Below are 14,594 nucleotides of genomic sequence, written 5' to 3'. Positions count from 1 at the left end.
GAATATCCGCCGAAGATCGGGAGGCGACGGGCGGCGGGTGCCGTCACACGGCGACGGGCGGCGGGTGCCGTCACACGGCCACGGCCTCCACCAGGTGGCGGCTGCGGGTGGCCACTTCCGGGTGACACCCCCGTAGGCCTCACGGGCCCGCGGGCGCCCGTGGCCGACGATCGCCAGCGGCCGTACCTGCCGCGGCCGCAGATGGCCGGGGGCCGGACGCTTGGGAGATCACGTGCACATCCTGCTCGCCGCCAGCGCGTTCAACAGTCTCACCCAGCGCGTCCACGCGGAGCTGAGGGACCGCGGGCACAGCGTGGCGGTCGAGCTCGCCCTGCCCGGCGTCTGCCTCGCCGAGGCCGTCGACCGTCACCGGCCGGACCTCGTGCTCGCACCGATGCTGAAGACCCCCGTTCCGCGCGAGGTCTGGTCCGCCCACACCTGCCTGATCGTCCACCCGGGGCCCGTAGGCGACCGGGGGCCCTCCTCGCTCGACTGGGCCATCGCGCAGGACGAGACCAGCTGGGGCGTCACCGTCCTCCAGGCCTGCGAGGAGATGGACGCGGGCGACGTCTGGGCCACCGCGGACTGCCCGCTGCCCCCCGTCGGCAAGAGCGACGCCTACCGCGGCGAGATCGCCGACGCCGCCCTGACCGCGGTGCTGACGGCCGTCGACCGCTACGCCGGCGGCACGTACGTACCCGAACGGCAGGGTGCGGGCCGCGCCCGGCCGTACCTGCGCCAGGAGCTGCGCCGCATCGACTGGGCCAACGACTCCACGCAGAGCGTCGTCCGCGCGCTGCGCGCCGCCGATTCCCAGCCGGGCGTACTCGACGAACTGCTCGGCGGCCAGTGGTTCCTGCACGGCGGACACCCCGAGGACCGGCTGCGCGGCCGCCCCGGCGAGCTGCTCGCCACCCGAGCGGGCGCGATCTGCCGGGCGACCGCCGACGGGGCCGTGTGGATCCCCGAGCTCCGCGCCCGGCGCCTGCCCGGCGAACCGGGCGGGCCGGCCCCCGTCAAGCTCCCCGCCACCCTCGCCCTCGGCGACCGGCTGCCACCGCTCCCCGAGATCCCCGCACCGCCGTACGCCGAGGCGGAAGCCGACGGCAACGCGCGGACCTGGTCCGACATCACCTACCGGGAGCAGGGCGGGGCCGGCTTCCTCACGTTCTCCTTCCCCGGCGGCGCGATGAGCACCACGCAGTGCCGGCGCCTGCTCGCCGCCTACCGCGAGGCCTGCACGCGGCCCGTCTCCGTCCTCGTCCTCGGCGGCGGCCGCGACTTCTTCTCCAACGGCATCCACCTCGGGGTCATCGAGGCGGCCGCCGACCCGGCCGAGGAGTCCTGGGCCAACATCAACGCCATGGACGACCTGGTGGAGGCCGTGCTGACCACCACCGACCGGTTCGTCGTGGCCGCCCTGGGCGGCAACGCGGCCGCCGGCGGGGCCATGCTCGCCCTCGCCGCCGACGAGGTCTGGTGCCGTGGCGGCGTGGTCCTCAACCCGCACTACCGGCTCATGGGCCTGTACGGATCCGAGTACTGGACCTACACGCTGCCCCGCCGGACCGGAACCGGCGTCGCGGACCGCCTCACCGCCGACGCCCTGCCGATCAGCGCCGAAGCCGCCCGCAGGCTCGGACTGGTCGACCGCACGATCGACTGCGCCCCGCAGGAGTTCGCGGACGAGACGTCCCGGCTCGCCGTCCGCCTGGCGGACTCGCCCGCCGTCCTGTCCCGGATCGCCGGCAAGAAGGCCCGGCGCGACGCCGACGAGAGCGTCCGGCCGCTCGCCGCCTACCGGGAGGCGGAGCTGGCGCGGATGCGGGAGACCTTCTTCGACCCGCAGGCCCCGTACCACGCCCTGCGCCGCGCCTTCGTGCGCAAGGAGCCCTCGGACCGCACCCCGGCCCACCTGGAGCGGACCGTGCCGGGACGGCGCACCGCGCCGCTGCCCTCGCGGCGGCCCCCGGTCACTGGACCGGCCGTACAAGACAGGGCGCCGGGCCCCGCCGGCTGCTAGCAAGAAGGGTGAGGCCGGCGCGGAGCACCTGCCCGTCAGCCGCCCCCGTTCCCGCCCCACCCACCCTCCCCGCATCCCCTCCCAAGGAGCGATCCTCATGGATGCAGCAACGCCGAGCACGGCGGTAGAGGACCCCCCGATCCACATCCTCTGGATCAACGCCGGACTGAGCTGCGACGGCGACTCGGTGTCCCTGACGGCAGCGATGCAGCCCAGCATCGAGGAGATCGTCATGGGCGTCCTCCCGGGACTGCCCAAGATCGCCGTGCACTGGCCGCTGATCGACTTCGAGTGCGGACCGGTCGGCGGCGCCGACACCTTCATCGAATGGTTCTTCAAGGGGGAGCGCGGGGAGATCGACCCCTTCGTGCTCGTCGTCGAAGGCTCGATCCCGAACGAGAAGATCAAGCCCGAGGGCTACTGGTGCGGATTCGGCGACGATCCGGAGACCGGCCAGCCCATCACCACCAGCGAGTGGATCGACCGCCTCGCGCCCAAGGCCCTCGCCGTGGTCGCGATCGGCACCTGCGCCACGTACGGCGGCATCCACGCCATGGAGGGCAACCCCACCGGCGCCATGGGCGTGCCCGACTACCTCGGCTGGGACTGGACCTCGAAGGCCGGCATCCCGATCGTGTGCGTCCCCGGCTGCCCGATCCAGCCGGACAACTTCTCCGAGACGCTCACCTACCTGCTCTACCAGGCGGCCGGCTCCGCGCCGATGATCCCGCTGGACGACAAGCTGCGCCCCACCTGGCTGTTCGGCAACACCGTGCACGAGGGCTGCGACCGGGCCGGCTACTACGAGCAGGGCGAGTTCGCGCAGACCTACGACTCGCCCAAGTGCCTGGTCAAACTCGGCTGCTGGGGCCCGGTCGTCAAGTGCAACGTGCCCAAGCGCGGCTGGATGAACGGCATCGGCGGCTGCCCCAACGTCGGCGGCATCTGCATCGCCTGCACCATGCCGGGCTTCCCCGACAAGTTCATGCCGTTCATGGACGAGCCTCCGGGGGCGAAGGTCTCCGCCACCGCCAGCGGGGTCTACGGCACCCTCATCCGCAAGCTCAGGTCGATCACCGAGCACACGGTGGACCAGGAGCCCAAGTGGCGCCATCCCGGACGGCAGTTGACCACCGGCTACCGCAAGCCCTGGTGACCGGGCCGCCCGCGTCCCCGCGTCCGGCGCGGTCCCGGTGGGGCGCGGGCCCACCGGGACCGCGCCCCACCGCTGCGCCTCCCCAAACCCCCAGCTCCCGTCTCCAAGAAGGGTCACGGCAGACAAGATGACACCGAAGACGAAGGCGGCCGGTGACGGCAGCGGCCTGGTGGAGATGGCCTGGGATCCGATCACCCGGATCGTGGGCAGTCTCGGCATCCACACGAAGATCGACTTCAAGCAGAAGCGCGTCGCGGAGTGTTACAGCACCTCGTCCGTCTTCCGCGGCTACAGCGTCTTCATGCGCGGCAAGGACCCCCGCGACGCGCACTTCATCACCAGCCGCATCTGCGGGATCTGCGGCGACAACCACGCCACCTGCTCCGTCTACGCCCAGAACATGGCGTACGGCGTGAAGCCGCCCCACCTCGCCGAGTGGATCATCAACCTGGGCGAGTCGGCGGAGTACATGTTCGACCACAACATCTTCCAGGAGAACCTGGTCGGGGTCGACTACTGCGAGAAGATGGTCCGCGAGACCAACCCCGGCGTCCTCGAACTCGCCGAGCGCACCGAGGCCCCGCACGCCGGCGACCACGGCTACCGCACCATCGCTGACATCATGCGCTCGCTCAACCCCATCGAGGGCGAGTTCTACCGCGAGGCCCTCCAGGTCAGCCGGTACACGCGCGAGATGTTCTGCCTGATGGAGGGCCGCCACGTGCACCCCTCCACCCTCTACCCGGGCGGCGTCGGCACCATCGCCTCCGTCCAGCTCTTCACGGACTACATGAGCCGCCTCATGCGGTACTGCGAGTTCATGAAGAAGGTCGTCCCGCTCCACGACGACCTGTTCGACTTCTTCTACGAGGCCCTGCCCGGTTACGAGGAGGTCGGCCGCCGGCGCGTCCTGCTGGGCTGCTGGGGCGCGCTCAACGACCCCGAGTACTGCGACTTCACGTACGCCAACATGACCGACTGGGGACGGAAGATGTTCGTCACCCCGGGCGTGGTGGTGGACGGGAAGCTGGTCACCAACGACCTCACCGAGATCAACCTCGGCATCCGCATCCTGCTCGGCAGCTCGTACTACGACGACTGGCAGGGCCAGGAGAAGTTCGTCACCCACGACCCGCTCGGCAACCCGGTCGACGCCCGCCACCCGTGGAACCAGCACACCATCCCGGCCCCGCAGAAGCGGAACTTCGACGACAAGTACAGCTGGGTGATGTCCCCGCGCTGGTTCGACGGCAAGGACCACCTGGCCCTCGACACCGGCGGCGGCCCCATCGCCCGCCTGTGGTCGACCGCGCTGTCCGGGCTCGTGCACACCGACTACGTCCAGGCCACCGGTCACAGCGTGGTCATCACGCTGCCCCGCACCATGACCAAGCCCGAGACGCGCTTCGAGTGGAAGATCCCGCAGTGGAGCAACGCGCTGGAGCGCAACCGCGCCCGCACGTACTTCCAGGCGTACGCGGCCGCCATCGCGCTGCACTGCGCCGAGAAGGGCCTGGCCGAGGTCCGCGCCGGACGCACCCAGACCTGGGAGAAGTTCGAGGTCCCGGACGAGTCCATCGGAGTCGGTTTCACCGAGGCCGTGCGCGGTGTCCTCTCGCACCACATGGTGATCCGCGACGGCAAGATCGCCAACTACCACCCGTACCCGCCGACCCCGTGGAACGCCAGCACCCGCGACACCTTCGGCACCCCCGGACCGTACGAGGACGCGGTCCAGAACACCCCGATCTTCGAGGAGAACTCCCCGGAGAACTTCAAGGGCATCGACATCATGCGCGCCGTGCGCAGCTTCGACCCCTGCCTGCCCTGCGGCGTGCACATGTACGTCGGCGGCGGCAAGACGGTCAAGCAGATGCACGTGCCCACCGGCCTGAGCGGACTCGGCGGATGAGCGCGCAGGCGACCGACGCCCGCGAGGCGGGCCGGCGCGTGGACGAGGTCCTGGACCGGCTGGCCGCCTCCGGCGACCGCGAGGCCTGCGCCGCGGCCGAGGAACTGGTGCGCGTGCTCATGGACTTCTACGGGGCCGGGCTCGCCCGGATCGTTGAGCGGCTCGGCGTGGAGCGCCTCGGCGGACTGCTGGACGACGAGCTCGTCGCCAGCCTGCTGGCCCTGCACGACCTGCACCCGGAGGACGTGCACACCCGGATCGCCCGGGCCCTGGACTCCGTCGCCGACCCCGTATCGCTCGTCGGGTACGACCCGGCCACCGGCACGCTGCGCCTGCGCTCCGAGCCGGGCGGCGGCTGCGGCTGCGGTTCCGGCGGGGACACCGTGCCGCGGAGCGTCGAGGACGCCCTGGCCTGCTTCGCGCCCGAGGTGACCTCGGTGGAGCTCGAAGCGGCCGAACCGGCCCTGCCGCTGCTCCAGATCGGCACCCGCCCGCAGGCCCCGGCGCGGACCCGGTGAGCGCGACGCACCCCTGGGAGACGGCGGAGCCGGGCACCGGCTCCGCCGGGCTGCGCGGCCCGCGCGGCCTGCGCCGGTTCACCGGGCCCCGGCCGCCCCGCGCCGAGCGCTGCGAGCTGTGCGCGGTGGCGGTCCCCGAGGACGGCCACCGCCACCTCGTGGAGGTCGAGAGGCGGGCGCTGGTCTGCGCCTGCACCGCATGCGCCCTGCTGTTCGACCGGCCCGGCGCCGCCACCGGGCGCTTCCGCGCCGTCCCCGACCGCTACCTCACGGACCCGGACCACCGGCTCGGCGACGGCGCCTGGGAGCAGCTCCAGATCCCGGTCGGCGTCGCCTTCTTCTTCCGCAACGCCGCCCTCGACCGGCTGGTCGCGCTCTACCCGAGCCCGGCCGGTGCCACCGAAAGCGAGCTGGACCCGGCCACCTGGCAGGACGTGCTCGGCGGCGGTGCGCTCGCCGCGCTGCTCGAACCCGACGTGGAGGCGCTGCTGCTGCGCCGGACCGAGGGCCGCACCGAGTGCTACCTCGTGCCCATCGACATCTGCTACGAGCTGGTGGGGCGGATGCGGCTGCTGTGGCAGGGCTTCGACGGCGGGGCCGAGGCCCGCGCCGCGCTGAACGCCTTCTTCGCCCAGGTGGAGCGCCGGGCCAAGGTCCCGGCGGGAGCGGGGGAGGCGCGGTCGTGACCGACTTCGGCTTCTCCTGCACCGGGGTGCGCGCCGACCCGTACGCGGCCGGCCCGACCCTCGTCTTCCGGCTGCGCATCACCACCGCCCCGGACAAACGCGTCCACGCCCTGGCGCTGCGCTGCCAGATCCGCATCGAGCCGGCCCGGCGCGGCTACGGCACGGGTGAAGCGGCCGCGCTGCACGACCTGTTCGGCGAGCGGGCCCGCTGGGGGAACACCCTCCAGCCCCTCCAGTTCGCCCAGGTCTCCGTGATGGTCCCCAGCTTCACCGGTGAGACCGAGACCGATGTCGTCGTGCCGTGCTCGTACGACATGGACATCGCCTCGGGCCGCTACCTCAGCGCCCTGGAGGAGGGCGAGGCACCGCTGCTGATGCTGTTCTCCGGCACGGCCTTCACCGGCGCCGGGGGCTTCCAGGTCGAACCCGTCCCCTGGGACCGCGAAGCACCGTTCCGGATGCCCGCCGAGGTGTGGCACGAGATGATCGAGCAGCACTTCCCCGGCTGCGGCTGGCTGCGACTGCCCCGCGACACCATGGCGGACCTGCTCGCCTACCGCTCCCGCCACGCGCTCGCCTCCTGGGAGGCGACCGTACGGAGCCTGCTCGACGCGGCGTCGACGGCCGAGCCGCCGCCCCCGGACCCCGCCTGGGCCGGCGCCGTACTGCCGCGGGCCGCCGAGAGGACCGCGCCATGACCACGACGGCCCTGCCCGCATCACGCTTCGCCGTCGCCCGGCAGGTGGCCGACGCCGTCCTCTTCGAGGGCTACGTCCTCTACCCGTACCGGGCCTCGGCGGCGAAGAACCGGCTGCGCTGGCAGTTCGGCGTGCTGGTCCCGCCCGCGTGGGGACCCGCGCACGGAGAGCACTCCTTCCAGCGCACCGAGGTGGTCATGGAACCCCGGGGCGCGGCCGCCCTCGCCGTCGAGCTGCGCTTCCTGCACGCGCAGCGGCGTACGGTCGAAGAGGCGCGTGCGGACGGTTCGTTCGCGGCCGTGCCCGAACTGCACCTGCCCGACCGGGTCCTGGTCCCCTGGGACGAGGGAACCGAGGAGCGGGTCGAAATGACCGTTCCCGTGGCGGAGCTGGAGGAGGGCGAGGTCTGCCTGCCCTTCGTCCGGCCCGCGCGCGAGGAGACCGAGCCCGTGCTCGGCGCCGACGGCCGGGAGGTGGGCCGGCTGGTCCGGCGCACCGAGCGGGCCGACGGGCTGCTGCGGCTGCGAGCCGAGCAACTGGACGTCCCCTACCGGGCGTTCAAGCTCACGGCCGTGGTCGAGAACACGAGCGAATGGACCCCGGTGGCGGACACGTCCGCGGACGCGGCCGGGGGACCCGAGGCGACCGCGGGAGCGGACCGCGACGCCGCCCTGCCGCGCTCACTGGTGGCGGCCCACCTGCTGCTCGGTCTCAGCGCCGGGTCCTTCCTCTCGATGACCGACCCGCCCGAGTGGGCCAAGGCCTCCGTCTCCACCTGCGCCAACCGGCACACCTGGCCCGTCCTCGCCGGCGAACCGGGCAGCAGCGACGTGGTGCTCTCCTCACCGATCATCCTGGAGGACCACCCCGGCATCGCCCCCGAGAGCATCGGGGCCATGTACGACGCCACCGAGATCGACGAGATCCTCGCCCTGCGCACGGCGGCCCTGACCGACCAGGAGAAGCGCGAGGCCCGCGGCACCGACCCCCGCGCGGCCGCCGTCATCGACCTTGCCGAGACCATGCCGCCCGAGGTGCTGGAACGCCTGCACGGGGCCGTCCGGGCGCTCCGCGAGATCACCGGCCCCGGCGCGGTCACCCCCGAGTCGTTCGCCGAACTCTTCGACGAGGACGCCGTGTTCAAGCCGGACACCCCCTGGTGGGACCCGGCCCACGCCGACCCCGCCGACCCGGCCCGCGACCGGATCCTGATCGACGGGACCTCGGTGGGCCCCGGCAGCCGCGTGATCCTGCGCCCGGGGCTGCGGCGCACCGACGCCCAGGACCTGTTCCTGCAGGGCGCCGCCGCCCGGGTCGAGGCAGTCCTCCACGACGTGGACGGCGGGGTGCACCTCGCCGTGACCGTCGAAGGGGACCCGGGCGCCGACATCCGGCGCGAGCAGGGCCGGTTCCTCTACTTCCAGCCCGACGAGGTCGCCCCCCTGGAGGGCGCGTGAGCGGCCGCATCCTGATCGCCGGCATCGGCAACGTCTTCCTCGGCGACGACGGTTTCGGCGTCGAGACCGCCAGGAGGCTGGCCGACCCCGGCCACGGGCTGCCCGGGCACGTCGAGGTGGTGGACATCGGCGTACGCGGCGTCCACCTCGCCTACCAGCTCCTCGACGGCTACGACACGCTCGTCCTGGTGGACGCCACCGCCCGGGGCGCAGCCCCCGGAACCCTGTACCTGATCGAGGCCGCCGAGCCCGGCTCCCTCGCCCCGCAGGGCCCGGTGCTCGACGGGCACCAGATGTCCCCCGACGCGGTGCTCGCCCTGCTGGAGACCCTGTGCGCCGGAACGGGCAGCACGCCGCCCCGCCGGATCTGGGTCGTCGGCTGCGAACCCGGCTCCCTGGAGGAGGGCATCGGCCTGAGCGCCCCGGTGGCCGCAGCGGTACCGGAGGCCGTACGGATGGTCCTGGACCTGGTCCTGAGCCCGGACGGGGAACTGCTCGACCCAGAGCGCAACGCCACCGCCACCTGAGGAGAACCCATGAAGAAGGCCATCATCGGCGGCGCGGCCGTCGCCGTCCTCGCCTGCGCGCTGAGCGTGGTGCTCCCCGACATCCAGCGCTATCTGAAGATCCGCCGCATGTGACCCGTGTCCCGTGTCCCGTGACCCGTGCCCCTGCCCCGCGACCCGCCACCCGCGATCCGTGTGATCCCCGACGTGCGACCGCCCCGGCGCCCGAATGGCGTACGGGGCGTCGCCGCGTCGGCGTGCCCGAGCGCCCCGTACGGCGCAGGCCGGTCTAATGAGGCCCGGCAGGACGGAGTCCCATGCACGAGATGTCGATCGCCATGGCCGTGGTGGGCCAGGTGGAGGAAGCCGCCGCGGCGGGCGGCGCGACCGCCGTCACCTCGGTCCGGCTCCAGGTCGGAGAGCTGGCCGGGGTGGTGCCCGACGCGCTCGCCTTCTGCTTCGAACTCGCCTGCGCGGGGACGCTCCTGGAGGGCGCCGAGCTCGTGACCGAGCCGGTCCCCGCCCGCGCCCACTGCCGTTCCTGCACGGGCGACTGGGCGGTCGGTATGCCGCCCCGGCTCGTCTGCCCCGGCTGCGGGCAGGCCGCCGACGTCGAACTCCTCACCGGGCGCGAGCTGCAGATCCTCAGCGTGCACTGGGAGGACGGCCCCGACCGCGTCCGGCCCCCGGCCCCCACCCGCGAACCGATCTCCGAGGAGCACTGAACCATGTGCCGTGTGGTCGACCTGAAGCAGGCGGTCCTCGCCAAGAACGACTCGGCCGCGCACGCCCTGCGCACCGAACTCACCGCCCGCGGCACCACGGTGGTCAACCTGCTGTCCAGCCCGGGCAGCGGCAAGACCGCCCTGCTGGAGCGCGAACTCGGCCTCGCGCGCGAGCGCGGCGTACCGGTCGCGGCCCTCACCGCCGACCTCGCCACCGAGAACGACGCGCTGCGGCTGGCCCGGTCGGGCGTTCCCGTCAAGCAGGTGCTCACCGACGGGCTCTGCCACCTCGAAGCCGCGATGCTCGGACGCCACCTCGACGGCTGGCTGCCCGAGGACACCCGGTTGCTCTTCGTGGAGAACGTCGGCAACCTCGTCTGCCCCGCCTCGTACGACCTCGGCGAATCGCTGCGCGTCGTCCTCGCCTCGGTGACGGAGGGGGAGGACAAGCCGCTCAAGTACCCGACCGCGTTCGGACTGGCCCAGCTCGTCGTCGTGACGAAGACGGACATCGCACAGGCCGTGGAGTTCGACGAGGCGGCCTTCCGCGCGCACGTCCAGCAGGTCAACCCGGGGGTGGAGGTGGTGCTGACCTCGGCCCGCCGGGGCGAGGGCGAGGGCGTCCTGCTCGACCGGGCGCTGGCGGTCGGCGCCGGAGGCGCGGTGCACGCGCCCGTCATGGCACGGCAGCCCGCCACGCACCACCATCACCACACGGAAGCCCCCGACCACGACCACGGGCCCGGTCACGACCACGGGCCCGGTCACGACCACGGGCCCGGTCACGACCACGGGCCCGACCACGACCACGGGCCCGACCACGACCACGGACCCGGGCACCACCACGCCCACGGCGCCGGCCACGGCCCCGGCCATGAGCACGGTCCCGGCCACGACCGCGGTACGGGTCCCGGAACCGGTCCCGGCCACCACGGGCCCGGCTCCGTCACACGGGCCGTGCACCCGCACTCCGGCGTGGTGCCGACCCGCTGATGGAAGCCGTGGAGCGCCGCCGGGTCGTCGTGCGCGGAGTGGTGCAGGGCGTGGGCTTCCGGCCGTACGTGTACACCCGCGCGACCGGACTCGGCCTCGCCGGACACGTCACCAACACCCCCGAGGGGGTCGTCGCCGAGGTGGAAGGCGCCCCGGCGGCCGTATCGGCCTTCTGCGAGCGGCTCGCGGCCGAGGCCCCGCCCCTGGCGGTCGTCGACACCGTCGACCACCACGAGGTGCCCGTCTCCGGCGGCGCGGGCTTCACCATCGTCGCCTCCCGCTCCGGCGGTCCCGCCCGCACCCTCGTCTCCCCGGACGCGGCCACCTGCGCCGACTGCCTGGCGGAGCTGGCCGATCCGGCCGACCGGCGCCACCGGCACCCCTTCATCACCTGCACGCACTGCGGTCCCCGCTTCACCATCGTCACCGGGGTGCCGTACGACCGGGCGCACACCACCATGGCCCGCTTCCCGATGTGCCCGGACTGCGCCCGCGAGTACGCCGATCCCGCCGACCGGCGCTTCCACGCCCAGCCGGTGGCCTGCCCCGCCTGCGGGCCCCGGCTGCGCCTGCTCGCCGGTACGCCGCCGCGCGAGACGGCCGGCACCGACCCGGTGGCCGAGGCCCGCCGGCTGCTGGCCGGCGGGGCGATCCTCGCGGTCAAGGGCCTGGGCGGCTACCACCTCGCCTGCGACGCCGCGCACGCCGGGGCCGTGGCCGAGCTGCGGCGCCGCAAGGCACGCGGGGACAAGCCCTTCGCCCTGATGGCCCGCGAACCCGCCGACATCGAGCACCTCGTCCGGCTCGGCCCGGCCGAAAGGGACCTGCTCACCGGTCCGGACCGCCCCATCGTCCTGCTGCGCCGCCGCCCGGGAGCCACCGGGCAGGAGCGCGTCGCCGACGGCGTCGCCCCGGGCAGCCCCGACCTGGGCGTGATGCTCCCGTACACACCCGTGCACCACCTGCTGCTCGGCCTGCCCGGCGACCCGCCCGGTCCCCGGCTGCTCGTCATGACCAGCGGCAACCTGTCGGGCGAGCCCATCGTCACCGACGACACCGAGGCCATGGACCGGCTCGGGCGGCTCGCCGACGCCTGGCTCACCCACGACCGGCCCATCCACGTCCCCTGCGACGACTCCGTCGTGCGCGTCTGCGACGGCGAAGCGCTGACCCTGCGCCGCTCCCGCGGCCACGCGCCGCTGCCCCTCCCGCTCCCGCTGTCCGTACCCGCCACGCTGGCGGCCGGGGGCGACCTCAAGAACGCCTTCTGCCTCGGCGAGGGCCGCAAGGCCTGGCTGTCGGCGCACATCGGGGACATGGACGACCTGGCCACCCAGTACGCCTTCGAACGCGCGGAGCAGCAGCTGGAGTCCATCACCGGAGTCGCGCCCGGGCTGCTCGCCGTGGACCGGCACCCCGGCTACCGCTCAGGCCGCCTGGTCCGCGCCCGCGCCGCGGGTCGCCCGGTCCTCGGAGTCCAGCACCACCACGCGCACATCGCGTCCGCGATGGCCGAACACGGCCGGGACGGCGCGGGCAGGGTGATCGGCTTCGCGTTCGACGGCACCGGATACGGCGACGACGGGGCGGTGTGGGGCGGGGAGGTGCTGCTCGCGGACTACGCGGGGTACACCCGGTTCGCACACCTCGCCTACGTCCCGCTGCCGGGCGGCGATGCCGCCGTGCACCGGCCGTACCGGATGGCCCTGTCCCATCTGCGCGCCGCCGGGCTCGACTGGGACCCGGACCTGCCCTGCACGGCAGCCTGCCCGCCCGAGGAACTACGCTTGCTGCAAAGGCAGTTGGAGCGGAACCTGCACTGCGTGCCGACGTCCAGCATGGGCCGCCTCTTCGACGCCGTCTCCTCCCTGGCCGGTGTCTGCCACCACGCCGGGTACGAGGCCCAGGCCGCCGTCGAGCTGGAATCCGCGGCCCTCGCGGGGTGCGGGACGGCGGCGGAAGGCGGCTACGCCTTCGCGCTGCGCCCGCGAGGACCGGGCGGCGAGACCCCCGTCACGGCCGACCCGGCCCCCGTACTGGCGGCCGTGGTGGCCGACGTGCGGGCGGGCGGGCCCACGTCGCTGATCGCCGCCCGCTTCCACGCGGCCGTCGCCGATCTCGTGGGCACGCTGGCCGTCCTCGCGCGCGAGCGGCACGGGCTGGACACCGTCGCCCTCAGCGGCGGGGTCTTCGCCAACACCGTGCTCTCCAGCGCCTGCGCCCGCCTGCTGCGCGAGCGCGGTTTCACCGTTCTGCGCCACCACCGCGTCCCGCCGAACGACGGGGGGCTGGCCCTCGGCCAGCTCATGGTGGCGGCCAGTGCCCCGCGACACCCACAGCAAGGAGAGGGCCATGTGCCTGGCGGTACCCGGCAGAGTGCTTGACATCGGGGAGAAGGACGGCACCCGCATGGCGACCGTCGACTTCGGCGGCGTGGTCAAGGAGGTGTGCCTGGAGTACCTCCCGGACCTCCAGGTCGGCGAGTACGCCATCGTCCACGTCGGCTTCGCCCTCCAGCGGCTCGACGAGGAGTCGGCCCGCCAGACCCTCGAACTCTTCGCGCAGCTCGGCATGCTCCAGGAGGAGTTCGGCGACCCCTGGGAGCGGGCGGCGGCCGAGGCGGGCGTGGAGGACTGGCCCTTCGCCGACGACATCGCGGAGCAGCCGCGGCACGCCGGGCACGCCGGGGACGCCGAGGGAGCCGTACAGGAGGCTGGGCAGCAGTGAAGTACATCGAGGAATTCCAGGACCCCGAGCTGGCCCGCCGCCTGCTCGACGACATCCACGCCACCGTCACCCGCCCCTGGGCGCTGATGGAGGTGTGCGGGGGGCAGACCCACACCATCATCCGGCACGGGATCGACCAGCTCCTGCCCGAACAGGTCGAGTTGATCCACGGCCCGGGCTGTCCGGTGTGCGTGACCCCGCTGGAGGTCATCGACAAGGCTCTGGAGATCGCCTCCCGCCCGGACGTCATCTTCTGCTCGTTCGGCGACATGCTCCGCGTCCCCGGATCCGGCCGCGACCTGTTCCAGGTCCGCAGCGAGGGCGGAGACGTACGGGTGGTGTACTCCCCGCTCGACGCGCTGCGGATCGCCCGGCAGAACCCGGCGCGCGAAGTGGTGTTCTTCGGCATCGGCTTCGAGACCACCGCGCCGCCCAACGCCATGACGGTGTATCAGGCCAAGAAGCTCGGCATCCCCAACTTCAGCCTGCTCGTCTCCCACGTCCGGGTCCCCCCGGCCATCGAGGCGATCATGACCTCCCCGAGCTGCCGGGTCCAGGGCTTCCTCGCCGCCGGGCACGTGTGCAGCGTGATGGGCATGGGGGAGTACCCGGAGCTGGCCGCGCGCCACCGGGTCCCCATCGTGGTCACCGGCTTCGAGCCGCTGGACATCCTCGAGGGCGTACGCCGGGCCGTGCGGCAGCTCGAGCGCGGCGAGCACGCCGTCGACAACGCCTACGCGCGCGCCGTCCGTCCGGAGGGGAACCCGGCCGCCCTCGCCATGCTGGAGGACGTCTTCGAGGTCACCGACCGCGCCTGGCGCGGCATCGGCGTCATCCCCCGCAGCGGCTGGCGGCTGTCCTCCCGTTACCGGGACTACGACGCCGAGCACCGCTTCTCGGTGACGGACATCGCCACGCAGGAGCCCGCCGAGTGCCGCAGCGGCGAGGTCCTCCAGGGGCTGATCAAGCCGCACGAGTGCGAGGCGTTCGGCACCACCTGCACCCCGCGCACCCCGCTCGGCGCCACGATGGTCTCCAGCGAGGGCGCGTGCGCCGCGTACTACCTCTACCGGCGCCTCGACCTCGCGCCGGCCGCCCGGAACGCACCACTGGAGGCGAGCCCCGTTGTCTGAAGCCCTGTCCGACGCCGTACTCGACGTCACCGGCTGGACGTGTCCGGCCCCGCTGCGGGA

General features: G+C 73.4%; 14 protein-coding genes. All 14 read left to right on the top strand.

All coding sequences use genetic code 11. The features are described from left to right. Positions 1 to 232 precede the first annotated feature (232 nt). The 14 genes from ACFY1T_RS23385 (at position 233) to hypD (ending at position 14,534) form a co-directional block, all read left to right on the top strand. A complete protein-coding gene (locus ACFY1T_RS23385) occupies positions 233 to 2,023 on the top strand; it encodes a hydrogenase maturation protein (protein WP_390789874.1) in 1,791 nt (596 codons plus the stop codon). A 97-nt stretch (positions 2,024 to 2,120) separates the two neighbouring features. Further along, a complete protein-coding gene (locus ACFY1T_RS23380) occupies positions 2,121 to 3,179 on the top strand; it encodes a hydrogenase expression protein HypE (protein WP_030856634.1) in 1,059 nt (352 codons plus the stop codon). Positions 3,180 to 3,306: 127 nt separating this feature from the next. After that, entirely contained in the window at positions 3,307 to 5,091 is a 1,785-nt protein-coding gene (locus ACFY1T_RS23375; RefSeq protein ID WP_030856636.1) for a nickel-dependent hydrogenase large subunit, read from the top strand. Next, entirely contained in the window at positions 5,088 to 5,609 is a 522-nt protein-coding gene (locus ACFY1T_RS23370) for a hypothetical protein (protein ID WP_390789873.1), read from the top strand. Before ACFY1T_RS23375 ends, ACFY1T_RS23370 begins: the two co-directional genes overlap by 4 nt. Positions 5,610 to 5,659: 50 nt before the next feature. Then, positions 5,660 to 6,295: a DUF5947 family protein gene (locus tag ACFY1T_RS23365; RefSeq protein WP_390789937.1), complete on the top strand. Its 636-nt coding sequence runs from the start codon at positions 5,660 to 5,662 to the stop codon at positions 6,293 to 6,295. Next, positions 6,292 to 6,993 (top strand): DUF6084 family protein, encoded by a 702-nt coding sequence (locus tag ACFY1T_RS23360; RefSeq protein ID WP_390789872.1) that lies wholly within the window; start codon positions 6,292 to 6,294, stop codon positions 6,991 to 6,993. Before ACFY1T_RS23365 ends, ACFY1T_RS23360 begins: the two co-directional genes overlap by 4 nt. Next, entirely contained in the window at positions 6,990 to 8,450 is a 1,461-nt protein-coding gene (locus ACFY1T_RS23355; RefSeq protein ID WP_390789871.1) for a hypothetical protein, read from the top strand. Before ACFY1T_RS23360 ends, ACFY1T_RS23355 begins: the two co-directional genes overlap by 4 nt. Then, positions 8,447 to 8,977, top strand: a complete 531-nt coding sequence (locus ACFY1T_RS23350) for a hydrogenase maturation protease (RefSeq protein WP_390789870.1) — start codon at positions 8,447 to 8,449, stop codon at positions 8,975 to 8,977. Before ACFY1T_RS23355 ends, ACFY1T_RS23350 begins: the two co-directional genes overlap by 4 nt. Before the next feature lie 9 nt (positions 8,978 to 8,986). Then, a complete protein-coding gene (locus tag ACFY1T_RS23345; RefSeq protein WP_389014722.1) occupies positions 8,987 to 9,091 on the top strand; it encodes a DUF6893 family small protein in 105 nt (34 codons plus the stop codon). 182 nt (positions 9,092 to 9,273) lie between these two features. Next, complete coding sequence (locus ACFY1T_RS23340; RefSeq protein WP_390789869.1) at positions 9,274 to 9,681, top strand: hydrogenase maturation nickel metallochaperone HypA; 408 nt, start codon at positions 9,274 to 9,276, stop codon at positions 9,679 to 9,681. A gap of 3 nt (positions 9,682 to 9,684) precedes the next feature. Continuing rightward, positions 9,685 to 10,674: a hydrogenase nickel incorporation protein HypB gene (gene hypB, locus ACFY1T_RS23335; protein WP_390789868.1), complete on the top strand. Its 990-nt coding sequence runs from the start codon at positions 9,685 to 9,687 to the stop codon at positions 10,672 to 10,674. Next, entirely contained in the window at positions 10,674 to 13,058 is a 2,385-nt protein-coding gene (gene hypF / locus ACFY1T_RS23330; RefSeq protein WP_390789867.1) for a carbamoyltransferase HypF, read from the top strand. The genes hypB and hypF overlap by 1 nt, the downstream gene beginning before the upstream one ends. Beyond that, on the top strand, positions 13,027 to 13,401 hold the full coding sequence (locus ACFY1T_RS23325) for a HypC/HybG/HupF family hydrogenase formation chaperone (RefSeq protein ID WP_390789866.1): 375 nt from the start codon (positions 13,027 to 13,029) through the stop codon (positions 13,399 to 13,401). The genes hypF and ACFY1T_RS23325 overlap by 32 nt, the downstream gene beginning before the upstream one ends. Further along, entirely contained in the window at positions 13,398 to 14,534 is a 1,137-nt protein-coding gene (gene hypD, locus ACFY1T_RS23320) for a hydrogenase formation protein HypD (protein ID WP_390789865.1), read from the top strand. Before ACFY1T_RS23325 ends, hypD begins: the two co-directional genes overlap by 4 nt. The last annotated feature ends 60 nt before the right edge of the window (positions 14,535 to 14,594 follow it).

Source organism: Streptomyces sp. NPDC001194 (genome assembly GCF_042896985.1).
Classification (GTDB): domain Bacteria; phylum Actinomycetota; class Actinomycetes; order Streptomycetales; family Streptomycetaceae; genus Streptomyces.
This window is presented reverse-complemented; position numbering and strand designations above follow the sequence as displayed.